The sequence below is a fragment of the Streptomyces sp. NPDC048639 genome (genome assembly GCF_043199075.1).
In the GTDB taxonomy this organism is placed as follows: domain Bacteria; phylum Actinomycetota; class Actinomycetes; order Streptomycetales; family Streptomycetaceae; genus Streptomyces.
This window is the reverse complement of the sequence record NZ_JBICVP010000003.1, coordinates 723,088-746,768: the sequence shown is the minus strand read 5'-3', so window position 1 is coordinate 746,768 and position 23,681 is coordinate 723,088. Positions and strand designations below refer to the sequence as shown.

The 23,681-nt window shown below is 72.3% G+C and carries 22 protein-coding genes; 20 read left to right on the top strand and 2 right to left on the bottom strand.

Annotated elements, in window-relative coordinates:
• Positions 1-89: 89 nt before the first annotated feature.
• The 15 genes from cpaB (at position 90) to ACGFNH_RS11465 (ending at position 14,354) form a co-directional block, all read left to right on the top strand.
• On the top strand, positions 90-806 hold the full coding sequence (cpaB, locus tag ACGFNH_RS11535; protein WP_393652827.1) for a Flp pilus assembly protein CpaB: 717 nt from the start codon (positions 90-92) through the stop codon (positions 804-806).
• Entirely contained in the window at positions 803-2,443 is a 1,641-nt protein-coding gene (locus tag ACGFNH_RS11530; RefSeq protein ID WP_393652826.1) for a CpaE family protein, read from the top strand. Before cpaB ends, ACGFNH_RS11530 begins: the two co-directional genes overlap by 4 nt.
• A 123-nt stretch (positions 2,444-2,566) precedes the next feature.
• Positions 2,567-2,947, top strand: coding sequence for a TadE/TadG family type IV pilus assembly protein (locus tag ACGFNH_RS11525; RefSeq protein WP_393652825.1), 381 nt, complete (start codon positions 2,567-2,569; stop codon positions 2,945-2,947).
• Positions 2,948-3,050: 103 nt separating this feature from the next.
• Complete coding sequence (locus ACGFNH_RS11520) at positions 3,051-4,388, top strand: CpaF family protein (protein ID WP_393652824.1); 1,338 nt, start codon at positions 3,051-3,053, stop codon at positions 4,386-4,388.
• A gap of 6 nt (positions 4,389-4,394) precedes the next feature.
• On the top strand, positions 4,395-5,342 hold the full coding sequence (locus ACGFNH_RS11515) for a type II secretion system F family protein (RefSeq protein WP_393652823.1): 948 nt from the start codon (positions 4,395-4,397) through the stop codon (positions 5,340-5,342).
• Positions 5,343-5,355: 13 nt separating this feature from the next.
• Positions 5,356-6,240 carry a DUF5936 domain-containing protein gene (locus tag ACGFNH_RS11510; protein ID WP_393652822.1) on the top strand — a complete coding sequence of 295 codons (885 nt, stop codon included), beginning with the start codon at positions 5,356-5,358 and terminating at the stop codon, positions 6,238-6,240.
• A gap of 108 nt (positions 6,241-6,348) precedes the next feature.
• A complete protein-coding gene (locus tag ACGFNH_RS11505) occupies positions 6,349-8,127 on the top strand; it encodes a sensor histidine kinase (RefSeq protein ID WP_393652821.1) in 1,779 nt (592 codons plus the stop codon).
• Positions 8,124-9,041 (top strand): response regulator, encoded by a 918-nt coding sequence (locus tag ACGFNH_RS11500; RefSeq protein ID WP_393652820.1) that lies wholly within the window; start codon positions 8,124-8,126, stop codon positions 9,039-9,041. The genes ACGFNH_RS11505 and ACGFNH_RS11500 overlap by 4 nt, the downstream gene beginning before the upstream one ends.
• Before the next feature lie 132 nt (positions 9,042-9,173).
• Positions 9,174-9,359 carry a hypothetical protein gene (locus ACGFNH_RS11495; RefSeq protein WP_393652819.1) on the top strand — a complete coding sequence of 62 codons (186 nt, stop codon included), beginning with the start codon at positions 9,174-9,176 and terminating at the stop codon, positions 9,357-9,359.
• Complete coding sequence (locus tag ACGFNH_RS11490; RefSeq protein ID WP_393652940.1) at positions 9,356-10,096, top strand: pilus assembly protein TadG-related protein; 741 nt, start codon at positions 9,356-9,358, stop codon at positions 10,094-10,096. Before ACGFNH_RS11495 ends, ACGFNH_RS11490 begins: the two co-directional genes overlap by 4 nt.
• Before the next feature lie 32 nt (positions 10,097-10,128).
• Positions 10,129-10,737: a hypothetical protein gene (locus ACGFNH_RS11485; protein ID WP_393652818.1), complete on the top strand. Its 609-nt coding sequence runs from the start codon at positions 10,129-10,131 to the stop codon at positions 10,735-10,737.
• Positions 10,738-10,745: 8 nt separating this feature from the next.
• A complete protein-coding gene (locus tag ACGFNH_RS11480) occupies positions 10,746-11,507 on the top strand; it encodes an OmpA family protein (protein ID WP_393652817.1) in 762 nt (253 codons plus the stop codon).
• A gap of 146 nt (positions 11,508-11,653) precedes the next feature.
• Positions 11,654-12,643: a hypothetical protein gene (locus ACGFNH_RS11475; RefSeq protein ID WP_393652816.1), complete on the top strand. Its 990-nt coding sequence runs from the start codon at positions 11,654-11,656 to the stop codon at positions 12,641-12,643.
• Positions 12,644-12,998: 355 nt separating this feature from the next.
• Entirely contained in the window at positions 12,999-13,376 is a 378-nt protein-coding gene (locus ACGFNH_RS11470) for a peptidase inhibitor family I36 protein (protein WP_393652815.1), read from the top strand.
• 162 nt (positions 13,377-13,538) lie between these two features.
• Positions 13,539-14,354, top strand: a complete 816-nt coding sequence (locus ACGFNH_RS11465; RefSeq protein WP_393652814.1) for an SDR family oxidoreductase — start codon at positions 13,539-13,541, stop codon at positions 14,352-14,354.
• 80 nt (positions 14,355-14,434) lie between these two features.
• On the opposite strand, the gene ACGFNH_RS11460 is transcribed toward ACGFNH_RS11465, so the two are convergent.
• Positions 14,435-14,803 (bottom strand): DUF192 domain-containing protein, encoded by a 369-nt coding sequence (locus ACGFNH_RS11460; protein WP_393652939.1) that lies wholly within the window; start codon positions 14,801-14,803, stop codon positions 14,435-14,437.
• A 375-nt stretch (positions 14,804-15,178) separates the two neighbouring features.
• On the opposite strand from ACGFNH_RS11460, the gene ACGFNH_RS11455 reads away from it, so the two are divergent.
• Entirely contained in the window at positions 15,179-16,087 is a 909-nt protein-coding gene (locus tag ACGFNH_RS11455; RefSeq protein WP_393652813.1) for a prepilin peptidase, read from the top strand.
• A gap of 255 nt (positions 16,088-16,342) precedes the next feature.
• Here ACGFNH_RS11455 and mgrA read toward each other — a convergent pair whose 3' ends face one another.
• The gene (gene mgrA, locus ACGFNH_RS11450; RefSeq protein ID WP_393652812.1) at positions 16,343-17,380 is read right to left on the bottom strand and encodes an L-glyceraldehyde 3-phosphate reductase; all 1,038 of its coding nucleotides are present in this window, start codon (positions 17,378-17,380) and stop codon (positions 16,343-16,345) included.
• A 121-nt stretch (positions 17,381-17,501) separates the two neighbouring features.
• On the opposite strand from mgrA, the gene ACGFNH_RS11445 reads away from it, so the two are divergent.
• The 4 genes from ACGFNH_RS11445 (at position 17,502) to ACGFNH_RS11430 (ending at position 23,607) form a co-directional block, all read left to right on the top strand.
• Positions 17,502-18,263, top strand: coding sequence for an isoprenyl transferase (locus tag ACGFNH_RS11445; protein ID WP_393652811.1), 762 nt, complete (start codon positions 17,502-17,504; stop codon positions 18,261-18,263).
• A 1,283-nt stretch (positions 18,264-19,546) separates the two neighbouring features.
• A complete protein-coding gene (locus ACGFNH_RS11440; RefSeq protein WP_393652810.1) occupies positions 19,547-20,884 on the top strand; it encodes a PhoH family protein in 1,338 nt (445 codons plus the stop codon).
• Positions 20,885-21,327: 443 nt separating this feature from the next.
• Complete coding sequence (locus ACGFNH_RS11435) at positions 21,328-22,047, top strand: transglycosylase SLT domain-containing protein (RefSeq protein ID WP_393652809.1); 720 nt, start codon at positions 21,328-21,330, stop codon at positions 22,045-22,047.
• A gap of 123 nt (positions 22,048-22,170) precedes the next feature.
• On the top strand, positions 22,171-23,607 hold the full coding sequence (locus ACGFNH_RS11430) for an AI-2E family transporter (protein ID WP_393652808.1): 1,437 nt from the start codon (positions 22,171-22,173) through the stop codon (positions 23,605-23,607).
• The last annotated feature ends 74 nt before the right edge of the window (positions 23,608-23,681 follow it).

Sequence of the window (23,681 nt, the reverse complement as noted above, 5' to 3'; positions counted from 1 at the left end):
CCCGCCCCCGGGCCGGCGCACCGCCGTAACGTTCATCGCTTACTGTCCGTCCTGACCCGGATACGTTCCTGAACGAGGTTGTCCGTCACATGAATTCACGCCAGCGCCGCGGCGTCATCCTCATCCTGCTGTCCGTCCTGTGCGCGCTCGGCGCCTTCGCCGGGGTGCTCTCGGTGATCAGCGACGTGGAGTCGAAGGTGGGGCCGGAGACGACGGCGTACGAACTCGCGGCCGATGTGCAGCCCTACGAGGAGCTGAGCGAGAGCCAGTTCAAGAAGGTGGAGATACCCGAACGCTGGATCCCCGAGACCGCGGTCACCGACCTCCGCGGCATCGACGGCAAGATCGCCGTCACCCCGCTGCGCAAGGGTTCCCTGCTGCAGAGCGACATGGTCGTGGACCGCCCGGCGCTGAAGAAGGGCGAGCAGGAGATCGCCATCATGATCGACGCCGCGACAGGGGTGGCCGGCAAGATCCGCCCCGGCGCCACGGTCAACATCTACGCCACGTTCGACCGCGAGACCGGAGGCACCAGGCCCCAGTCGAAGGTCATCGTCACCGGTGCCAAGGTCATCGACGTCGGCCGCCTCACCCCGCTCGACCCCGACCAGGACGAGCGCCGGCGCGGTACGACCGAGGCCGTGCCGATCACCTTCGGCCTCGGCACGCTCGACGCCCAACGCGTCGCCTACGCCGAGTCGTTCGCCTCGCACGTACGCCTGGCCCTGGTCGCTCCCGGCGGCGGCTCGGTCCCCCCGGCCGACCGCAGCTACACCCTCGACGGGGACAAGGGGGGCAACGGATGACGACCAGAATCCTCACCGCCGCCGGTGAGCCGGACGCCGTCCGTTCCATCACCACCCTGCTGAACCAGCTCCCGGACGCCGAGCCCGGCCCTCCGGTCGCCGACTCCACCACCCTGCTGGACATGCTCGCCCGCCTCGCCGCCGAGTCCGTCGACGAACTGCCCGAGGTCGTCCTGGTCCACGAGCGCATCGGCCCGGTGCCCGCCCTCGAACTCATCAGGGAAGTGGCGCTGCGCTTCCCCGCGGTCGGCGTCGTGCTGGTGACCGCCGACTCCAGCCCCGGGCTGTTCTCGGCGGTGATGGACTCCGGAGCGCGCGGTCTCATCGCGCTGCCGCTGTCGTACGAGGAACTGGCGGCCCGCGTCCACGGGGCCGCCCAGTGGTCCGCGGGCGTCCGCCGTCATCTCGGCGCGGGCGCCGACCCGTTCAGCGGACCCGGGGGCACGGTGGTCACCCTCAGCGGCGCCAAGGGCGGCGTCGGCACCACGATCACCGCCGTCCAACTCGCCCTCGCCGCACGGGCGTCGGGCCGGACCGCGGCCCTGGTCGATCTCGACCTGCAGTCCGGGGACGTGGCCTCGTACCTGGATGTGCAGTTCCGGCGCTCCATCGCGGACCTCGCGGGGATCAGCGACATCTCGCCGCGCGTCCTCCAGGACGCGCTGTTCGCCCATCCCACCGGGCTCGCGCTGCTGCTGGCGCCGGCCGAGGGGGAGCGGGGCGAGGACGTCCCGGACCGGGTCGTGCGCCAGATCGTCAGCGCCCTGCGGAGCCGCTACGAGGTCGTGGTCATCGACTGCGGCTCGCAGATGAACAGCGCGAACGCCGCCGCCATCGAGATGGCGGACGCCCCCCTGATGGTCACCACCCCGGACGTGGTGGCCGTACGGGCGGCCAAGCGGCTCGTACGGCTGTGGGACCGGCTGCAGATCCGCAAGGCGGAGGAGACCGTCACCGTCGTCAACCGGCACACCCGGCACAGCGAGATCCAGCCTTCGCTGATCGAGAAGATCACCGGCACCCGGGTGGCGCGGGCCGCGGTCCCGGCCAACTTCAAGGAGCTGCAGCCCGTGGTGAACTCGGGCCGCATGCAGGACCTGGACGGCCGGTCCACGGTCAAGCAGGCGGTCGGGGCGCTGGCGGGCGAACTCGGCCTGCTCGGCGGGGCGGAGGCCGACGGGCAGCGCGGCCACCGCGCGGGCCGCGGTGAGAGGGGCGCGCGGGGCGGACGGGGGGGCAAGCTCCGCGGCGGGGCGCCCGGTCTGCTGCGGCGGGGCGCGGGCGGTGACAGCGGCCAGGTCGCCGTCGAATTCCTGGGGATGGTGCCGCTCATCGCGCTCGTGCTGATCCTCGTGTGGCAGTGCGTGCTGCTCGGCTACACCTACACCCTCGCGGGGAACGCGGCCGACGAGGCGGCACGGGCCGCGACCGCGGCAGGCGGTGCCGGCCCTTGCGCGGACGTGGCGACGAAGGAACTGCCGCAGGGCTGGCGGGAGAGCGGCCCGGAGATCAACTGTTTCCCGGAGCCCGGCCTGTGGAAGGCCGAGGTCGGGCTGAAAGTTCCGGTGCTCTTCCCGGGGGCGGTGGACTTCCCCGTCACCGTCTGGGGCGAGGCCGGAGCGGCGGAGGAGGGGTGACCCATGGCTGCGGGCTCGACGGCGCGACCGTTACGACCCGGCCCCGGCACGCCACCGCACGCGCCGGGCAGGGCGCGGCGGGTGCGAGTCCCCGGCGGCGCGGGACTCCTCCGGAGGGCCACCGTGCGCGGAGGACCGCACCCTCGTGAACGCGGCCAGGTGGCACTGGAGTTGATCGGCTTCGTGCCGATCCTGCTGCTTCTGGGCCTGGCCACCATCCAGCTCGGCGTCGCCGCGTACGCCGTCTCGCAGGCGGGCACGGCCGCGCGCGCCGCGGCACGTACCGAGTCCTACGAGGAGTCGGACACCGACGGGGCGAGCGCCGGCCGTGCGGCGATGAGCGACTGGATGGCCGACCGGGCGGACATCACCGTGGGAGGCGGCGCCGGGGAGGCCACGGCCACCGCACGGGTCGAGATCCCGTCGATCGTCCCGGGCGTCGGGAACTTCGGCACGGCCGAGCGGTCTGCCGTCATGCCGCGTGACGAGGAGAGCACACCATGAGCACGACCAGCCATCCGGCGGGCGGCACGGGCCACGCCCCGGCGGGCCGCGCGTGCCCCGCCCCGGCCGACGGTGCGTTCGGGCACCGCGCGGGGAGCGTGCGATGAGTCTGCGGGCCCGCGTCACGGCCCCCGAGGAGAGCGGCGGGATGCGCGAGGACGGCCATCTCGTCGCCGTCTACCGCGCCAAGCTGCTCGAGGAGATCGACCTCGCCGAGATGTCCGCGCTGGCCACCGCGGAGCGCCGCGCCCGGCTCGAACGCGTCCTCGGCCACATCATCAGCCGCGAGGGCCCGGTCCTCTCCACCGCCGAACGCGCCCAGCTCATCCGGCGCGTGGTCGACGAGGCACTCGGCCTCGGTGTGCTCGAACCGCTGCTGGAGGACGCTTCCGTCACCGAGATCATGGTCAACGGGCCCGATCAGGTCTACGTCGAGCGCGGCGGCCGCGTCGAGCAGGTGCCCGTACGGTTCGCCTCCCACGACCAGCTCATGCAGACCATCGAGCGCATCGTCTCCACCGTCAACCGCCGTGTGGACGAGGCGAATCCGATGGTCGACGCCCGCCTGCCCAGCGGTGAGCGTGTCAACGTCATCATCCCGCCGCTGTCCCTGACCGGCGCGACGCTCACCATCCGCCGCTTCCCCCGCTCGTACACCCTCCAGGAGCTGATCGGGCTCGGTACGCTCGACGAGCACATGCTGATGCTGCTGTCGGGCCTGGTCCGGGCGAGGTTCAACGTGATCGTGTCCGGCGCGACCGGCTCCGGCAAGACCACCCTCCTCAACGCCCTCTCCGGGCTGATCCCCGACGGCGAGCGCATCATCACCGTCGAGGACGCGGCCGAACTCCAGCTCCAGCAGAACCATGTCATCCGGCTGGAGACCCGCCCGCCCAACGTCGAGGGCAAGGGCCGGATCACCGTACGGGACCTGGTGCGCAACTCGCTGCGCATGCGCCCCGACCGCATCATCGTCGGCGAGGTCCGCGGCGGCGAGACCCTCGACATGCTCCAGGCGATGTCCACCGGCCACGACGGTTCGCTGGCCACCGTGCACGCCAACAGCGCCGAGGACGCCCTGATGCGGCTCCAGACGCTGGCGTCCATGTCGGAGGTCAAGATCCCCTTCGAGGCGCTGCGGGACCAGATCAACAGCGCCGTGGACTGCATCGTCCAGCTCACCCGGAACGCCGACGGCTCCCGCAGGATCAGCGAGATCGTGATCCTCGCCTCGCGCGGCCGCGAGACCTACCGGATCGCCACCGTCTGCCGGTTCAACGCCCGGCCCCGGGACGCGGACCGCGTCGTGCACGGCCAGTACGCGTACTTCCCGCTGCCCCGCCGTATCGCGGAACGGCTCCGTCTGGCGAGTGAGCCCGTGCCGCAGGCCTTCGGTGTCGCCGACTCCGACGAACAGCTCGCCACGAGAGAGGCGAAGTAGCAGTCCATGGACACCTTCGACGGCTCCCTGCCGATGCTGACGCTCGGCGTGACGCTGCTGTGCGGGGCGCTCGCGGTGGCGGGAGTGCAGGCGTACGCATCCGGCCGGGCACAGCGCCAGGCCCTGGTCGACCGGCTCTCCTTGGCCGGCCCGCCCCCCGAGCTGCAGCGGCGGCGGTTCGCCGGGGTGGACCGCCGGCTGCGGGGCACGCGGTGGGGCCGTCGGCTCGAACTGCGCCTGGCGGCCACCGGACTCGACCTCACCCCCGGCGAGTTCGTGGTCTGGACGATCGCCGGAGCGGCCGGGATGTGGCTCATCGCGGGCTCCTTCCTCGCCGCCTTCTTCGGCCCCGTGGCCGCCCTGATCGGCCTCTGGGGGGCGGTCGCCTTCCTCAACTGGCAGCGTTCCCAGCGGATCGAGAAGTTCATCAACCAGCTCCCGGAGCTCTCCCGGGTGCTGGCCAACGCCACCCAGGCCGGGCTCGCCCTCCGGACCGCTCTCGGCATGGCCGCCGAGGAGCTGGACGACCCTGCGGGATCCGAACTCGCCCGGGTCAGCGACCGGCTGGCCCTCGGCCACTCCATCGACGAGGCCCTCGACGAGATGGCCGAACGCCTGCCCTCGCGCGAACTCGTCGTCCTCGTCACCACGCTGGTCCTCTCCAACCGGGCAGGAGGCACGGTCGTGGAGTCCCTGCGGAATCTCACGCGGACCCTGGAGGAGCGCAAGGAGACCCGGCGGGAGATCCGCACCCAGCTCTCCCAGGTGACCGTGACCGCGTACGCCGTCCCCGCGCTCGGCGTCGGCGCGCTGCTGCTGCTCGACCGCGTGATGCCGGGCGCGCTGGACCGGATGACCGGCTCGCTCCTGGGGCAGGCTGCCGTGATCGTGGCCATCGGCCTCTACGCGGTGGGCTTCTTCCTGGTCCGCCGCCTGTCGAAGATCGACGTCTGAGGAGGGCACGGACATGGGACTGCTGCTCGCTCTGCTCACCGGCCTCTGCGTCGCCGGCGTCGCCCACGGCATCGCGCTCTACCGCCGCGACACCAAGCTCCCCGGCGACCTCGCCCTCGCGCTCGAAGTCGGGGCGACCCGCACCGGCGCCGTCGGTTCGCTCATCGACCGCCTCGGTATGCGCTACGCACCCGCGGTGCTGCGGATGATGGGCCCGCAGCGTGCGGGGAGGGTCCGGCGCCGTATCGACCTCGCGGGCAATCCCGGCGGCCTGACCCTCAACCGGTACGCCGCCCGCCGGGCCGTCTACGGATTCCTCGGCTTCTTCGGGGCGTTCGTCCTGATCCTGCGGGGCCAGGCCGTCCTGGCCGCGCTGCTCGTGGCGTTCGGTTTCCTGTGGGTGGAGGTCGGCATCTGGGCGGCCGTCCAGCAGCGCAAGGCCGCCATCGAGCGCACCCTCCCGGACTTTCTCGACGTCCTCGCCGTGGTCGTCAGCGCCGGCCTCGGGTTCCGGCAGGCACTGGACCGGGTCGCGGAGAAGTACGAGGGCCCGTGGGCGGACGAACTGCGCATCACCCTGCGGCAGATGGACATGGGTGTGAGCCGGCGCCAGGCGTTCGAGGAGTTGCGCCGGCGCAACGACTCCGAGCAGGTGGCCATGTTCGTCACCGCGCTCCAGCAGGGCGAGGACCTCGGCGCGCCGATCGTCGAGACGCTCATCCAGATCGCCGCGGACATGCGGCGGGCCGACGCGCAGAACGCCCGGAGGCGGGCGGCGCGCGCGGTCCCTAAAGCGACGCTGACCATCACCACGTTCATGCTCCCGGGCACTCTGCTGCTGCTGGTGGTGGGCTTCGTGTTCGGCGCGGACGTGGACTTCGGATCGATTGCGGGCTGACGGGGGCGAGGGGAGGGACGTATGGCCATGCAGTGGGGCTCGGGAGGACGGCCGGGGGTGACGGGCCGGTCCGGATTACCGGGCCCGGCGGTGCTGCCGGGTGGTGCGATGACGCCGGGGCGTCAGGCCGCGGTGGTGACCTACGGGCCGTCGTACGGGCGGTCGTACGGGCCGCCGTCCGCGGCCGGGGTGCGCGGTCTGCCGGGGCTGCCGAACCTGCCGGGGCTCAACCGGTTGCGCGGCGGTCCCCGCCCGCCCGGTGAGCGGCGGCCGTGGGACGCCCGGCTCCGGGGCTTCGGGCGGCGCGGCCTCGTCCAGGGCGGGGCGGCGGACGTCGCCCCGGCGGCGGGCGGGGCGCGTGACGAGCCGACACTGAAGATCCAGCTCAACGCCCTTCAGGCACTGTGCCGTCAGGTCTTCGGCTTCCGGCTGGCGATGATCGCGCTGGCGGCGCCGATCGCGCTGGGCCGGACCGAGCCCGGACCTTCGACATGGCTGGTCGGGTCTGCGGTCGTGGTCACCTTCATGGTGTCGTACGTGCTGTTCCGCGACTGGGAGCGGTTCGGGCCGATGCTGCTGCGGCATCCGTCCCTGCTCGCCGCGGACATGCTCTTCGGCGCGCTGCTGCTGATCACCGCGACACCCGAGTCCACGCTCGCCTTCGTCACCGTCTGCACACCCCTGCTGGCCGGACTCGTCTACGGGTGGACCGGTGCCGGGTTCTTCGCCGGACTGCAGATACTCATCCTCGCGGGCGTCTACGCGGCCGACCCCGAACTGGACGCGACGGGCCTGGGGTTCCTGCTGCTGCCCGGCTTCTGCGTGGTCGCCGGGGCCGTGGGGGTCTCCCTGCGCAACCTGATGTTCCGCTTCGGCACGGCGACGCAGGCGCTCACCGAGGCACGCGCCCGGCTCGCGGTGGCGGAGGCCGTCGCGGAGGAACGCGCCCGGCTGGCACGGGAGATGCACGACTCCGTCGCCAAGACCCTGCACGGACTGGCGCTCGCGGCGGACGGCCTGGCGGCCTCGGCCGTTCGGGCCGAGGCGGGACAGCGGGCGGCCGCGGCGGAGCACGGGCCGGGGGCGAGGCACGGGACAGAACCCGGGAGCGGGGCCGGACCGGAACACGCGGCCGGTCCGGGCGGCGCCGGCGGCGCGGTACGGGGCGACGGCGATGCACGGACCGCCGAGGACGGGGAACGGCCCCGGGGCGACGGCGGTGACGCGCGCGGCGCGGAACGGGGACGGGGCGACGGTGGGACGCGCCGGGACGACGCGGTGGGCGCGTCCCTCGGCGACAGCCGTACCGTTCCGGATGCGCGCACGGACATCGCGACCGTACGCCGCCAGGCCGGGCTCGTCGCGCGCTCGGCCCGCCGGGCCGCCGCCGAGACCCGGGAGCTGCTCTCGGACCTGCGGCGGGAGTCGGGTCTCGACGGTGCGGGCGTCCAGGTCACCGATGAACTCCCGGCCCGGGTCGCCGACTTCTCGCGCCGCACCGGCCTGCCCGCGGTCTTCGAACGCCTGGGCACCGCGCCGGTGCCGTCCGTTCCGCACGCGGTGGCCCGTCAGCTCCTGACCATCGTGTCCGAGGCGCTGGACAACGCGCACCTCCACGCCCGGGCCACCCACGTCAGCGTCGAGGCGGGCATCACCGACGGCACGCTACTGGTCAGTGTCGTCGACGACGGCCGCGGGCTGCCGGCGGGCACGAACCTGCAACAGCTGCGCAAGGCCGGGCACTTCGGCCTGGTGGGCATGGTCGAGCGGGCGTCGGCCATAGGGGCCCGCATCCGTATCGGAGCCGGGCCCCGGGCCTCGGGCACCGAAGTGCGGCTCGAACTGCCCGTGTCGGCACTGCTGTCGCGACGAGGACGGGCCCGATGACGCGGGAGCCGGATCCCCGCGACCCGCCGGATCTCCGGGGCCCGGCGGATCTCCGGGACCTTGCGTATTCCGGTCGACCGGCGGACCGCGAACGTCCGGCTGACAGTGAACGCCCCGCTGACCGCGAACGCCCGGCGGCCCCCGGGGGCGCGGTGCTGCGCGTGGTCGTCGCGGACGACAACCCGGTCGTCCGGGCCGGGCTCACCGCGCTCCTCGGCGGCCGGGACGACATCGACGTCGTGGGGGAGGCGGCGGACGGCGAACAGGCGCTGCTCGCGGCCCGCGAGACACGGCCGGACGTGGTGCTGCTCGACGTCCGCATGCCCGGCGTCGACGGCCTCACCGCCCTGCCCCACCTCGTCAGGTACGCGCCCGTCCTCATGCTCACCTACAGCCGCGAGAACGAGATCGTCCAGGAGGCCATGCGTCTGGGGGCGGGCGGCTATCTCGTCCACGGCGAGTTCACCGCCGACGAACTCGCCCGGGCCGTACGGGACATCACGGCGGGCCGTGCCCACCTGACCTCCACCGCCGTCGACGCACTGGTCGCACATGTACGCGCCGCCCCGGCTGCCGCACCCGTCCCGCCCGGGGTGCGCAACGCCGTCACACCTCCGGCCCACGCCCGGCTCGCACCCCCGGCGCAAATTCACCCAACCTCTTCGCAAACGCAATCCGCTGTGGGACAGTCGAGAGGTGAACGGGGTTGCGCCCGGGAGGAGTTCGGGCTCAGCCGGCGGGAGGGGGAGGTCATGGACCTGATCGCATCGGGTATGACGAATCAGCAGATCGCCGCCGCCTGCTTCATCAGCGAGAAGACCGTGAAGAACCACATCAACCGGATCTTTGCGAAGCTCGGTTCGGGCAGCCGCAGTGCAGCCATACTGACGTGGTTGAGCGAGGGGCGGTCATGAGGCGGCGGCGGACGTTATGGTGGGCCCGACTCGGACTTTGGGCCCGGAATTGGGCCCCGGGGCCCAATTCGCGGCGGACCGCCCGGGCGTACGTTCCAGGTATCGAGTCGGCCGACCCGGGAGAGGAACCCGATGTTCTGGAAGAACACCGCCGTCAGGGCGATGACCGTCCGTTCGGACCGGGGGCAGACGGCGTTCGAGTATCTGGGCATCATCATGGTGGTCGTCGTGATCATCGGCGCGATCGTGGGCACCGATATCGGCGGGAACATCACCGACAAGATCATCGAGCAGATCGACAAGGTCAAGGCGGGCTGAGCGCTCCACGCCACTGCGGCGACCGAGGGCAGGCGTTCCCCATCTACGTGACCGTGGTGGGGGCCCTGCTCTTTCTCGCGTTCGCATTCTTTGCAGTCGGGCAAGCGTCGGCGACGCGCAACGGGGCGCAGACCGCGGCGGACGCGGCCTCCCTGGCCTGGGCGCAGGACGTCCGGGACGAGCTGCGAACAGGGCTGCTCGACGCCGTGGAGAACGGCGAGCCATGGGAGGGCTGGCTGGACGGCGAGGGCCCCTTCGCCGCGGCGGACTGTCCCGGCGCCCATGACTTCGCGGACCGCAACAGAGCAGATGTCACCTCCTGCGGCGCGGACCTCGGGCCGCTGCCCGAGTTCACCGTCGGGGTCCGTACCCAGTACCCGGTGGGCCGGTCGGTGATCCCCGGTACCGAGAGCACGTACGGCACGGCCAAGGCCACCGCGGTCATCGAACCCCGCTGCCGTCTCACGACCGGCGAGGGGAACGGCGGCGACACCGGCGACACCGGCGACACCGGCGACACCGGTGATGACGCGGGCGGGAGCGAACCGGGCGGAAGCGACGGCGAGGGCCCCGACGGCGGTGACGGCGGCGACGGTGGTGAGGATGCCGACGGCAGTGAGGACGCACCCCGGGCCGCATTCACCTGCGACGGCAGGGACTGGACCGTCGACCCCGGTGACGACAGCGGTCTCCTGCCCAGCGCGTCCGACCTGTTCTCCGTGCATCTGACCGACTGAGCCGAGAGCGACGACCGAAGGAAGCAGTACAGATGAGGACCCGACACTTCAGGACGGCCCGCAGGGAAGCGGCCGCGGTGGCCGTCGCCGCCGTACTGGCATGCACGGCCGTCGGCTGCGGTGACGGTGGAGAGGGCAACGGCGACGAACGCGCCCCGGCCGCCTCGTCCTCCGCCGATCGCGGCAAGGGCGAGGCCGACCGCGAGGACCCCGCCCCGAACGAGGTGCCGGACGCGAGCGAGACGCTGGCCGTCATCAAGGGGACCGACGACCTGGTGCTCACCGTCCACTCGGCCCGCCGGGACTCCGGCGGCTTCGTCACCGTCAACGCCGAGGTGAAGAACGACGGGAACGAGTCGTTCTACGGCGTCAGTGCCTGGCGCGGCTACGAGCAGGAGATCGTCCGGAGCAGCGGCCGGTCGGTGGGAGGCGCGATGCTCGTCGACCAGAAGGGCAAGAAGCGCTACTACGTGCTGCGCGACACCGAGGGTCGCTGCCTGTGCACCACCGGGCTGACCAAGGTCGAGGCGGGCAAGTCGCTCGCCGTCTTCATGCAGTTCCCGGCGCCGCCGGAGTCCACCACGGAGGTGGACTTCCAGATGCCGACCTTCCCCAGCACCCCGATCAAGGTTTCGGGGTGAGCGGGCCGATGACTGCCAACGCCCCGCATTCCGCGTACCGTTCGGCCCCTGAGCCCATCGCCACGGATGCCCGTGCCCACTCCGCTGCCGCTGCCGCTGCCGCTCCCGCGTCCCCGGGGCATCCGGCGCGGGCAGCGCGCACGGGACGGCTACCGCGCGCCGCCGCGACCGTCGTCGCCGGTGCCGTACTCCTCACGGGTGTCGTCACCGGCCTGCCGGCCACCCCCGCGTACGCCGACGACGAGCCGAACGTGCCGCCGGGCAGTATCACCAAACCGGCAGCGCCCGTGGAGATCGACGGGAACGACCCCGATCTGAAGATGGTCGACGGCGGGTCCCTGGCGCCCGCCAAGGTGCTCGACATCAAGTCCGTCGTCGAGGACCTCGGTGGCAAGGAGCGGCGCGAGGACACCAATTCGGACGTCAAATTCGCGCTCCAGGCCGAGGTCCTCTTCGGCAAGGACAGCGCGAAGCTGGGCGACGAGGCCCACCGGCGCATCGAGACCATCGCCGACGAGATCAAGGCGCAGGACGCGGAGAAGGTGCGCATCTTCGGGTTCACCGACAACCTGGGGTCCTCGGCCCACGGCGACGTCCTGTCCAAGCGCCGCGCCAACGCCGTCCACAAGAAGCTCGCGAAGAGCCTGGGCGCCGGAATCGCCTTCGAGATCCGCGGCTACGGTGAGCAGTACCCGATCGCGGACAACGACTCCGAAGAAGGCCGCAAGAAGAACCGGCGCGTCGAGGTCTCCTTCCCCCGCGGCGACTGACCCCGGGCGCCCGGTCCGGCTCCGCCCTCTGATGTCCGAGGGTCACAACTGCCTCCCTCTCCCCTCTAATAGGAGTCAAGCCGACGGGGGAGTCGGAAGACGGCTGATCCGGTCCATTGCGACCGGAGGGGCAGGGGGTGGCCACGGTGCGGACTGCGAGGTTCGTTTCCACGGTGGCGCTGTCGATGTGCGTGGCGGCCACGGTGGCCGGCTGCGCGGACGGCGCGGGCCGGAACGATGCGGGGGAGTCGCGGCCCGTACCGCGGTCGGCCCGAGCCCAGGACGATCTGCTGAAGAGCGCCGAATCCGCACTCGTACGGCGATGCCTGACGGAGCGGAAGGTGACGCCGCCGCCGACACCGTCCGGGTCGGCGAACGGGACCGGGGCCGGTGCCGCTGAGGACCGGGGATCCGCACCGCGGCGCGAGTTCCCGTACGGGATCGACGACCCGGTCTGGGCCGCCGAGCACGGCTTCGGCGGCGCGGCACGGAACGCAGGCCCGGCGCGCGGTGCCGGCGCCGGGGACGCGCCTTCGGCGCCACGGGCGCAGCAGACCCGGCAGGCACGGCAGGCTCCGCAGGGGCAGATGACCGGGAAGAGGGCGGCGGAGCAGCAACGGCGGCTGGCCGACGCGCTGTTCGGCACCGGACGCCGTGAACTCTCCACCCGGACAGCGACCGGATATGTCGTCAGGGCCAACAGCGACGGCTGCCTCGCCGCGGCCCAGCGCACCCTCTACGGCGACCAGGCGCGCTGGTTCCGCGCATCGGTCGCGGTCAACAACCTCCAGGCCGTCACCCACCGGCGCGTGACCCGGGACACCGCGTACCGCGCCGTGCTGGCCCGCTGGTCGCGCTGTATCGCCCCGGTTGAGAAGGCCGAGGACCCGGGGGAACTGCGCAGCGCATGGCAGCGCCGCGCCCACGACCTCGAACCCCGTGAGGCCACCGCCCTGCAGCAGCGCTATGCCGTGGCCGAGGCGCGGTGCGTACGGAGCACGGACCTCGCCCGCACCGGCGCGGCGTTGGAGAAGCGCCGAGCGGCCGACGTACGCGCCGAGTACGCCGGGCAGATCGCCGACCACCGGCGGATGCGCGAGCGGGGCCTGCGCATCGCCGTACGGCACGGCCTCTAGCGCCACTCCCAGCCGCGCCACCCGCCGCGTAGGCGTCCTGCCCGCGCCACCGGGGGCATGCGTCGCGGGCCATCGGGATCGGCGCCCCGGGTCCGGCTCTCCACCTCCGAGGCCTCCTTTCCGGCCAGTGCCCTGCCTCCGCGGGCCGCGCCCGGCCGTTCGCCTCGTCACTCCCGGCCGCACCGCGCCGCGGCCCGCCCCCCCCATCCACAGACTCCCGGAGCCAGGACCGGCCGACCGGCCGGCAGGCCACCGGGTTCGGCGAGTGCGTCCCCGTTCGGGGCCACTCGGCCTCACTCACCGAGATCACCGGCATCACGGAATCTCGCCTCACCTCATCGAAGGGATCGACATCATGCGCAAGACCCTCATCACCGCGGCCGGCATGGTCCTCGCCGCCGGCGCCGCCCTGGTCGCCGTACCCGGTACGGCCCAGGCCGCCGCCCCTTGTTCCTCCGGCAGCTTCTGCGCCTTCACCGACGCCAACTTCGGCGGCCTGGCCGTGGGCTGGACCGGCGACGACGGCTGGTGGGAGGGCAACATCGCCGACCAGGACAGCTCGTGGGCCAACCACGGCATCTCGGGCCCGGGCGTCAAGGACCACGTCAAGGTCTACGCCAGCGCCTGGCAGGGCGGCGGCGTCACCATCTGCCTGACCCCCGGCCAGGAGGTCGGCTACGACTCCGGTGCCAACGACCGGGGCGACTCCCACACCTGGACCACGGGCTGCTGAACCCACTGAGAGGCCCGCTCACCACCCGGGTGTCACACCCGGGTGGTGAGCCTCGTCCTCATCGGGTGACATGCGTACGGAGCGGCCGGGCCGGCCGAGCGGCCCCCGGCCCCGTGGACGGACGGGCGTCGCGCGCGACGACCCGCCAGGAGGAGTGAATCCGTGAACGGACCGATTCTCGTGACCGGCGGTACCGGAACGCTCGGGCGGGCCGTCGTCCGGCGGCTCCTCGACGACGGCCGGACCGTACGGGTGCTGAGCCGGCGACCGCGACCGGCCGACGACACCGCCCCGTACGAGTGGGCCACCGGCGACATCCGCACCGGCGCCGGGATCGATCGCGCCGTGGCGGGCGCGGACACGATCGTGCACTGCGCGACCACCGGCGGGCGGGGCGACGCCGAGGGCACCCGACTGCTGCTGGAGGCCGCGAGCAGGCACGGCGGCAGGCCGCACATCGTCTACATCTCGATCGTCGGTATCGACCGGATCCCGTTCCGCTACTACCGGGCCAAGCTGGAGGCGGAGCGGCTGATCGAGGCGTCGGGACTGCCGTGGACGGTCCTCCGCACGACCCAGTTCCACGACCTGATCGCCATGATCACGGAAGCGCAGCGGAGGCTCCCGGTCACCCTGTCGCTGTCGGGTGTCCGCATCCAGCCGGTCGAGGTCCGTGAAGTGGCCGACCGCCTCATCGAACTCGCCGCCGGGGAACCGGCGGGCCACGTCCCCGAGATGGGTGGCCCGGAGGTCCGTACGCACACCGACCTGGCCCGCAGCTTTCTCGCGTCTGTGGGGCGGCGCCGCAGGGTCGTACCGCTGTGGCTGCCCGGCAGGATGATGCGCGCCGTGCGGCGGGGAGCGAACCTGACTCCTGAACGGGCCGTCGGACACGGCACGTTCGAGGACTTCCTCGCGGCCCGGGCGAGTGGGGCGGCGGCGTCGGGCGCCGGCCCGTCACCACGGAAGCGCGGCTAGGGCGCTGCGGCCGGAGCGCGGCTGCCGCGCGGCGGGGCGGGGCAGGGAGCGCAGCCAGGGCGCTGCGGGCGGAAGCGCGATCAGCGCGCTGGGGAGGGGGCCACGACCTCGACGCGCAGCCCCGCCCGCAGCCCCCACCGCTCCATCGCCCCCGCTTCCGCCTCCAGCACATGCCGCGAGCGCAGCCGCGGAAGCCCGAGACGGCCGGGCGGCATGGTCCGTACGGCCAGGACGCGCAGGCGGCGGTCGAGATACGCGACGTCGATCGCGAACCGCATCCGGAACGTGTGCACGCTCGCGGCGGGGGTGAGGAGGATCGCCCCGTCGAGGCCGTCCCGCCCCAGCAGCCCGCGGGTACGGGTTCGGTAGGAGGCGGCGATCTCCAGCGGAATCCCGTCACCGGGGCGTGTGCCCGGCACCGACTCCGCCACCGCCGCCGCGGCTGCCATTGCGGCTGCCACTGCCTCGGGATCGGCCCCGGCCGGGCTCTTGGCCGCTCTCTCGGCGATCCGCAGCAGCCCGACGCCGTCGTTCATGCGCTTTCCCATGCCTCCCCTTGTCCCCAACTCCCCTGTGCGGTCACGCATCCCGGGATCTCCGCGACGAGCCTTCTACGAGAGGCGACCGCGGGCAAGACGGTCGAGTCCGCTCAGGCCGGGCATGCCGGTCCGGGGCCAACTCGCCTCTGCACGAGCCCGGTTGTGCGCGCTGTCCACAGCTTGCCGCACGGGACCACCGACCTGTGGACACCGCCCGCCGGGTCGGGCCGGTCGGTCGAGGACCTGGACGGTGACCGCGGCGACGGCAGTCCGTAAGGTCGGGGGGTGCACCTGCTGCTGACAGCTCTCGCCGTCGTCCACGGCGCCCTCTGCGGACTGCTTGTTCCCCGGGCCGTGTTCCGCTTGGCCGTGGAGCCCGAGGAGCCATGGCGCACCCGGTGTCCGTCCGGGCACCCCCTCACCGGGACCGCCCGCGGCTGGCTGGGCCCCGCCCGGTGCCGGGAGTGTGCGGGAACGGCACTGCCCACCGGAGCCGCGCCGTCGCCGGGCGCCGTCGCGGCCCAGGACGGGTCAACCCTGTCGGCGGATGTCGCGCCGCCGGTCTCCGGAGCGGACACGGTCCGGCCCCCCGGCGCCGATCCCCGTACCGCTTCCGGCGGCCCGTGGCCTGTGCGGCCCGGCGGGCGCTACGGACCCTCCGGCGCCATGGCTGCCACGGTGGTGGCCCTTGTGTGCGGCGGACTCGCCGCCACCACGGGCGCGCGGCCCGAACTGGCGGTGTGGCTGCTGCTCGTCCCCTTCCTCTGCGTCCTGGCGCTGGTCGACCTCGCCGTGCACCGGCTGCCCGACGTCCTCACGCTGCCCATGCCCGCGGCAGCGGTCGCCCTCCTCGGCGCCGCCGCGCTGCTGCCCGGGCACGCGGGCTCCTGGACGGGCGCGCTGTTCGGCGGACTCGGACTCGGCGCTGCGTATCTGGTGCTGTTTCTGATCCACCCCAGCGGCATGGGGTTCGGGGACGTCAAGCTGGCGCTCACGCTCGGGGTCGCCCTGGGGTGGTACGGCTGGCCGCTGCTGTTCGCGGGCGCGTTCGCCGGATTTCTCTTCGGGGCGCTCTACGGGATGGGGCTGCTCGTGGCCCGGCGTGCGAGCCGAAAGACGGCTCTGCCCTTCGGCCCCTTCATGATGGCCGGGACCCTGCTCGCTCTGATGCTCGGCGGACTCGGCGCGGGCTGAGAGGCCCGCGCGTCCGACGGTTCGGACAGACGAACGGAAGCGGCGAGCCCGGCGTCAGCATGCGCCACTCGCTGTCACCCCCGTGGCTACCGGGATCGGCGCGGCCCAGCGGTTATGGTGGGGACCCCCCCTCGGGCCGGTTCGTCATCCCCCCCACGAACCGGCCCGTTTTTCGTGCCCGCGTGAGCCGCGGAGCGGCGCGGCGGCGGCTCGGTGCGAGCCACCCCGCGTCGGTGCGTCCCCGGCGCCAGGAGATCAGCTCCGGCCGGCCCAGATGTTGACGCCCTCCGTCGACCGCGCCAACTCGTCGATGTCCTTCAGCTCATCGGCCGTGAGCGGAGGCGCGGCGAGGGCCGCGACGTTGGCCTCGAGCTGAGCCACGCTCGAGGCACCGATCAGAGCGGAGGTCATCCGGTCGTCGCGCAGCACCCAGTTGAGCGCCAGCTGGGCCAGCGACTGCCCGCGGCGCCGCGCGATGTCGTTGAGGCCGCGCAGCCGCCGTACGATCTCGTCGGTCAGCAGCCCCGGGTCGAGCGACTTGCCCTGCGAGGCCCGCGAACCCTCGGGGATCCCCTCCAGGTACTTGTCCGTCAGCAGTCCCTGGGCGAGCGGGGCGAAGGCGATGCAGCCCATGCCCTCGGCCTCCAGGGTGTCGAGCAGCCCGTCGTCCTCGGTCCAGCGGTTGATCATGGAGTACGAGGGCTGGTGGATGAGCGGGCGCACGCCCATCCCGCGCAGCAGCCGCGCCGCCTCCGCCGTCTGCTCGGAGGTGTAGGAGGAGACGCCGACGTACAGCGCCTTGCCCTGCTGGACGGCGGACGCCAGCGCGCCCATCGTCTCCTCGAGCGGCGTCTCGGGGTCGAAGCGGTGCGAGTAGAAGATGTCCACGTAGTCGACGCCCATCCGCTGCAGCGAGGCGTCGAGCGAGGACAGCAGATACTTGCGCGAGCCCCACTCGCCGTACGGGCCGGGGTGCATGTCGTAGCCGGCCTTGGTGGTGAGGACGAGCTCGTCCCGGTACGGACGGAAGTCCTGGGCGAAGAGCGTGCCGAAGTTCCGCTCGGCCGAGCCGGGCGGGGGCCCGTAGTTGTTCGCCAGGTCGAAGTGCGTCACGCCGAGATCGAAGGCGCGACGCAGGATCGACCGCTGCGACTGCAGGCTCCGGTCGTCGCCGAAGTTGTGCCACAGGCCCAGCGAGACGGCGGGCAGCTTGAGGCCGCTGCGGCCCGAGCGCCGGTACTCCATGGAGTCGTAGCGCTCGTCGGCGGCGCAGTAGGGAAAGGTGTCTGTCACAGCTTCTTCCCTATCACGCGACGATGACATACCTCCCGGTCCCCGGGTTGGGCCAGGCACCGGAGACGGCAGTAAGGTGCAAAGCCTGGGGGCCGTCAGTACGGAGGGGCTGGAGAAGGCAATGAACCTGCGCGACCTGGTGTACAGGCTCTACGCACGCCGGGTGGAAGGCCGCCTCGACCACGCCCAGGTGCCCAAGCACATCGGCGTGATCCTGGACGGCAACAGGCGCTGGGCTCGTGCCGCGGGCGGCACCACCGAACAGGGTCACCAGGCGGGCGCGGAGAAGATCCGCGAGCTGCTGGGCTGGTGCGCCGAGACCGACGTCGAGGTGGTCACGCTCTGGCTGCTCTCGACGGACAATCTCGACCGGCCGGATGACGAGCTCGTACCCCTGCTCGGCATCATCGAGGACGCGGTGCGCGACCTCGCGGCGGACGGCCGCTGGCGCGTCCACCACGTCGGGACGCTGGACCTGCTGCCGGACCGTACGCGGTCGGTCCTCAAGGAGGCAGAGCAGGCGACGGCCGGCATCGACGGGATACTCGTGAACGTGGCCGTCGGCTACGGAGGCCGCCAGGAGATCGCCCACGCGGTGCGGTCGATCCTTCTCGACCACGCGCGCAAGGGCACGTCCTTCGAGGAGCTCGCGGAGATCGTCGACATCGACCTCATCGCCGAACACCTCTACACACGGGGCCAGCCCGACCCGGACCTGGTCATCCGCACCAGTGGCGAGCAGCGCCTCTCCGGCTTCATGCTCTGGCAGAGCGCCCACTCCGAGTACTACTTCTGCGAGGTCTTCTGGCCCGCGTTCCGCAAGGTCGACTTCCTGCGCGCGCTGCGGGACTACGCGGCGCGGCACCGGCGGTACGGAGGCTGACCCCTCGCCGGGAAGGCGCTCCCCGCGGGCGGTCCTCTCTGTACGACCCTCTGACCTTCCGCTGCCTCGCGCCGGCGCTGCCTTTCCTCTGCAGGGCCCCCGCCTTCGCGCCGCTCTCGCCGGGCTCCCTCTGCACGGCGATCTGTACGGCGGCGACGTCTGCATCCTTTCCGGCGCCGATCCCCTCCGGCCCGATCCGCTCCGGCCCCGATCCCCTCCGGCCCCGCGGCGAGGCCCCGGTCATACGGGTGTGCGCCCCTCGTCCGCTCCTCCGCACGGGCGGTTCCCCCCTCCGGTCCGCGACCGGGGCGGACCTCCGTGGCCGCACAGCGGTTGCTTTCCACCCACCCGCATCCTGACCTCGCAGGGGCGTGCCATGCCGTAGCCGGGTCGCCCCGGCTCCCCGCGTCGGGTCCGGTGGGGCCGAGCCCCGACCGCAGCCGCGCTGGGCCCGGCTCCCGGGTGCGCACCGGCGCCATGGACCCCGGCGCCATGGACCCCGGCGCCGTGGCCCCGGCGCCGTGGCCCCGGCACCGTGGCCCCGGCACCGTGCCCTCGCGCCATGGACCCGTTCCGCTGCCCCTCGGGTGTCAGGGCCCGTGGCCCGGCTCGCCCGCCCCGGCGCGCCTGCCGTAGCCGCGCCGAGTGCAGGCCCACCGGGACGCCTCGGCGCGGACCTCACCGGCCGGGGCGGACCGCACACCGCGCTCCGCCTTGCCCCATCGAAGCAACGCGGCCGCCGCAGCAACGCGAGCCCACCGCTGTAACGCGAACCCCACGAGCGCGGCGCCCCCGAGCCACCGACCGGTACCCCACCGACCGGCACCCCACCGAGCGTCCGCCCGCCCCCGTGCACCCACCCATGGCGAGGGCGCCAGGGGGCGCGCGCCGTCCTCCCGTTCGGGGCGCGCGACCTTGAGGGGTAGCTCCAATGGCGCAGATCGGAATGTCTGAATACATCCCGTTTTCTGCCCTGGAATCATGCGCCAGGGAGCCCTTGGCGTTGCGAAAAGTTCACATACGGGCCGTCATATGCCGTGGCATGGTGGCCTCACTTCGAGGGAATATCCCTTGCAAGTCGACGCCCGGTCCACGGGCGTCCGGCACACCAGCGGGTGGCATGGGGTCGCCCGCCCGGGAGGCCCTTTGCACACGGACGACCGCGCGTTTCGTGCGGACCACGCCGAGGGCCGGAGCACGGCCCGCGCATTGCGGCCCGAGCCCGGTCCATTCCCCGGCGACGCCGTCGCGCCCCGACCTCATGCGAGGGGGTTCGTCCACCCGTGGTGACCAGCACAAAGCGCCGCACGCACGACCGGCGCACCTATGTCATCGACACCAGCGTTCTGCTGGCCGACCCAATGGCGATGGCCCGTTTCGAGGAGCACGAAGTCGTGCTTCCCGTTGTCGTGGTCACGGAACTGGAGGCCAAGCGGCACCATCCGGAGCTCGGGTACTTCGCCCGGCAGGCACTGCGCCTGCTCGACGACTACCGCATCCGGTTCGGGCGGCTCGACGCGCCGATCCCGATCGGGGAGCTGGGTGGCACGCTGAGGGTCGAGCTGAACCACTCCGACCCCACCGTTCTCCCGGCCTCGTTCCTGAACGAGCGCGGGCGCCTGGGCGACAACGACACGCGGATCCTCGCCGTGGCGAGGAACCTGCAGGCCGAGGGGTACGACGTCACTGTCGTCTCCAAGGATCTGCCGCTGCGTATCAAGGCGTCGTCCGTCGGTCTGCTCGCCGAGGAGTACCGCGCAGAGCTCGCCATCACCGACTCCGGCTGGACCGGAATGTCGGAACTGACCGTCACGGCCGAGCAGGTGGACGAGCTCTTCGCATCCGAGGTCGTGCATGTGCCCGAGGTGGCCGAGCTTCCCGTGCACACCGGTCTGGTGCTGCAGTCCGAGCGTGGAAAGGCGCTCGGCCGGGTCACGGCCGACGGCGGCATCCGTCTCGTCCGCGGCGACCGCGAGGTGTTCGGAATCCACGGCCGGTCCGCCGAGCAGCGGATCGCCCTGGATCTGCTGCTGGACCAGGACGTCGGCATCGTCTCGATGGGCGGCCGGGCCGGCACCGGCAAGTCCGCGCTGGCGCTGTGCGCCGGCCTGGAGGCCGTGCTCGAGCGCCGTCATCACCAGAAGGTGATGGTCTTCCGGCCGCTGTACGCCGTGGGCGGGCAGGAGTTGGGCTACCTGCCCGGCACCGAGGCCGAGAAGATGAGCCCCTGGGCGCAGGCCGTCTTCGACACGCTCTCGGCGGTGACGACGCGCGACGTCATAGAGGAGGTCGTGGGCCGCGGCATGCTCGAGGTACTGCCGCTCACGCACATCCGCGGCCGTTCGCTGCACGACGCCTTCGTGATCGTCGACGAGGCGCAGTCGCTGGAACGCAATGTACTGCTGACCGTTTTGTCCAGGATCGGTGCCAACTCGCGGGTGGTGCTGACCCATGACGTGGCGCAGCGCGACAACCTCAGGGTCGGGCGGTACGACGGCGTGGTCGCGGTCGTCGAGAAACTGAAGGGGCACCCGCTGTTCGCGCACGTCACGCTCAACCGCTCGGAGCGTTCGCCGATCGCGGCTCTGGTGACCGAAATGCTGGAAGAGACCCGTATTTAGACCGGGACGGCACGGAGGGCGCATTCGTGCGGCCGAATCCCACTAGGTCCTGATCTGGGGCCACTTGGCGCCGCGCAGTAAGCCAAAGAGCTTAGCTGCGCGGCGCTGTGTTGTGCCGGGGTTTCCGTAAAACCCCAGGGGTAAACCGGGTGTGAGCTTTCCCACCCAACGTGGAATTGCCTCGGGACGCGGGCTTCGGGCAGTGTGTGGGTCCTGTCAGGCCCCGCATACGGCACACCAGCACCCCCAGCGGTGTTGCACCACACAACTCAACAGGCGTTCGCCGTATGCCGCCCGAGCACCACGCGGAACTCCCACGGGAGTTCGCACCGGGCCAGTGCCTCCCGTGACCAGCCGGTCCTTGTCATCGCGACCCGGGCCGGAACAAGGGGAGACCAGCGCCAGGGGCACGATTGCGTCCGCGAGGTCACCTGAAGCGGGCGATGCTGGAAGGAAACCGTGTGAGCCGGATCTCGGTCCGGGGATTCGCGGTGGCATCCGCCACTGCGGTCACCACAGTCGGCGCCGTCGTCGGCGTCGCCTCGGGCAGCACTCAGGGCGGGGCGGCAGAGGCCGCCGAGCCGACCGCTGCCGACGCGACGCTCCTTGCGGACATTTCCGCGGGGGACCAGACGCAGGCCCAGACCGCGTCGCTCACTGAGCAGGCGGACGCGCAGTCCACCGCTGCCGACGCGGCGGCGAAGAAGGCCGCCGAGGAAGCCGCTCGCAAGCAGGCAGCGAAGGACGCGGCGGAGAAGAAGGCCGAGGCGGAGAAGAAGGCTGCCGAGGCGAAGGCCGCGAAGGAACGCACGGAGTCGCTGAAGGCGGCCCGCTCCGCATCGCGTACCGACTTCCCCCAGCAGGCCTCGTACACCCGTGAAGAGGTCCGGAGCATGGCCCGCCAGATGATGGCGGCGGACCAGTTCCAGTGCTTCAGCAACATAGTGGACCACGAGTCCGGGTGGGACTACACGGCCAGCAACCCCTCCTCGGGCGCGTACGGTCTCGTCCAGGCACTGCCGGGCTCGAAGATGGCCTCGGCGGGTGCGGACTGGAAGACCAACCCCGCGACCCAGATCAAGTGGGGCCTGAACTACATGAACAGCCGCTACGACAGCCCGTGCGGCGCATGGGACTTCTGGCAGGCCAACCACTGGTACTGACCCCCGGCGGCATCGCGTACGACCGGAGCCCCCGGCCCTTCGACGGGCCGGGGGCTCCGTCGTGTCCTCCCTCCGGGGTACCGTCGTGCGGTACGACGCCGGGGACTGGGGGTTGAGGAAGAGATGGCCACATTGCCGCAGATGCTGGGTGATTGGGGCTCGCGTCTGGGCCGTGCCGCGAAGCGCCTGGATGAGCGCCGTGCCGCCGCGGCGGCCTCGGCCGAGCAGGACGACTACGGGGACTCGGCGGCAGGCGCGACGGGCGGCGGCTCCCCGGGCACGGGCGAGGACGCGGACGGCGCGCGCACTGCCGCGGACCACGTACCGGCCCCGCCCTCGTACGCGCCCGCCGTCGCCGCGAAGCCCGAGCCGTCCGCCGCCGTTCCCTGGGGTCTCCGGGTGGCGGCCGAGGCGAGCTGGCGGCTGCTCGTCCTCGCCGGCACGCTCTGGGTGCTCATGCGCGTCATCAGCGCCGTGCAGCTCGTGGTGCTGGCGTTCGTCGCCGCGCTGCTCATCACCGCGCTGCTGCAGCCCACCGTGACCCGGCTCCGCAGGGTGGGGCTGCCGCGCGGCCTCGCCACCGCGCTCACGTTCATCACCGGCTTCGTGATCATGGGCCTGGTGGGCTGGTTCGTGGTCTGGCAGGTCATGGAGAACGTCGACACGCTCGCCAAGCGGGTCCAGGACGGCATCGACGAGTTGCAGGCGTGGCTGCTGCAGAGCCCGTTCCATGTGACCGAGGACCAGATCAGCGACATCGCGAACAGCCTGCGGGACGCGATCGGTTCCAACACCGAGGAGCTCACCTCGGCCGGGCTCGAAGGCGTCACGGTGATCCTCGAGGGGCTCTCCGGGATCCTGCTGGCGATGTTCAGCACGCTCTTCCTGCTCTACGACGGGCGCAGGATCTGGGAGTGGGTGCTCAAGCTCGTACCGAGCGCGGCCAGGCCCGGGGTCGCGGGCGCGGGCCCGCGTGCATGGCGGACGCTCACCGCGTATGTGCGCGGCACGGTTCTGGTGGCACTGATCGACGCCATCTTCATCGGGCTCGGGCTCTACGTCCTCGACGTCCCGATGGCCGTGCCGCTGGCCGTGTTCATCTTCCTCTTCGCGTTCATCCCGCTGGTGGGTGCGGTGGTCTCGGGAGCCCTGGCGGTGATCGTCGCCCTGGTCACCCAGGGGGTGTTCACCGCGTTGATGGCCCTGATCGTGGTGCTGGCGGTGCAGCAGATCGAGGGCCATGTGCTGCAGCCGTTCATCCTGGGCCGCGCGGTACGGGTGCACCCGCTGGCCGTCGTCCTGTCGGTTGCCGCGGGCAGCCTGGTGGCGGGCATCGGGGGAGCGGTGGTCGCCGTGCCGCTGGTCGCGGTGACGAACACGGTCTTCGGCTATCTGCGGGCGTACGCCCGTGAACAGGCGATGCGTACGGCCGTGGTCCCGCAGCCGGTCGGCCGGGTCAACCCCACGGGGACGCCCACCGGTGCGGATACCGGCACACCCACCGAACAGGCCCCGGCGGCGGCCTCTTCGACCACGGCGCAGCCCGAGGCCGCCTCGTAAGCACGGTGTTCCCGGTGCAGGTGCCGGCGGCACACCCCCCTCAGGCCATGAGAAAGGGCCCCGCGGACCAGGTC

Excerpts from the sequence above, each read along its gene's own strand:
- ACGFNH_RS11435 (WP_393652809.1), top strand. The coding sequence starts at position 21,328 with ATGCTGGAAGGAAACCGTGTGAGCCGGATCTCGGTCCGGGGATTCGCG.
- ACGFNH_RS11505 (WP_393652821.1), top strand. The coding sequence starts at position 6,349 with ATGACGCCGGGGCGTCAGGCCGCGGTGGTGACCTACGGGCCGTCGTAC.
- ACGFNH_RS11460 (WP_393652939.1), bottom strand. The coding sequence starts at position 14,803 with ATGGCAGCCGCGGCGGCGGTGGCGGAGTCGGTGCCGGGCACACGCCCC.
- ACGFNH_RS11510 (WP_393652822.1), top strand. The coding sequence starts at position 5,356 with ATGGGACTGCTGCTCGCTCTGCTCACCGGCCTCTGCGTCGCCGGCGTC.
- ACGFNH_RS11495 (WP_393652819.1), top strand. The coding sequence starts at position 9,174 with ATGTTCTGGAAGAACACCGCCGTCAGGGCGATGACCGTCCGTTCGGAC.
- ACGFNH_RS11500 (WP_393652820.1), top strand. The coding sequence starts at position 8,124 with ATGACGCGGGAGCCGGATCCCCGCGACCCGCCGGATCTCCGGGGCCCG.
- ACGFNH_RS11430 (WP_393652808.1), top strand. The coding sequence starts at position 22,171 with ATGGCCACATTGCCGCAGATGCTGGGTGATTGGGGCTCGCGTCTGGGC.
- ACGFNH_RS11470 (WP_393652815.1), top strand. The coding sequence starts at position 12,999 with ATGCGCAAGACCCTCATCACCGCGGCCGGCATGGTCCTCGCCGCCGGC.
- ACGFNH_RS11515 (WP_393652823.1), top strand. The coding sequence starts at position 4,395 with ATGGACACCTTCGACGGCTCCCTGCCGATGCTGACGCTCGGCGTGACG.
- ACGFNH_RS11530 (WP_393652826.1), top strand. The coding sequence starts at position 803 with ATGACGACCAGAATCCTCACCGCCGCCGGTGAGCCGGACGCCGTCCGT.
- ACGFNH_RS11480 (WP_393652817.1), top strand. The coding sequence starts at position 10,746 with ATGACTGCCAACGCCCCGCATTCCGCGTACCGTTCGGCCCCTGAGCCC.
- cpaB (WP_393652827.1), top strand. The coding sequence starts at position 90 with ATGAATTCACGCCAGCGCCGCGGCGTCATCCTCATCCTGCTGTCCGTC.
- ACGFNH_RS11485 (WP_393652818.1), top strand. The coding sequence starts at position 10,129 with ATGAGGACCCGACACTTCAGGACGGCCCGCAGGGAAGCGGCCGCGGTG.
- ACGFNH_RS11445 (WP_393652811.1), top strand. The coding sequence starts at position 17,502 with ATGAACCTGCGCGACCTGGTGTACAGGCTCTACGCACGCCGGGTGGAA.
- ACGFNH_RS11520 (WP_393652824.1), top strand. The coding sequence starts at position 3,051 with ATGAGTCTGCGGGCCCGCGTCACGGCCCCCGAGGAGAGCGGCGGGATG.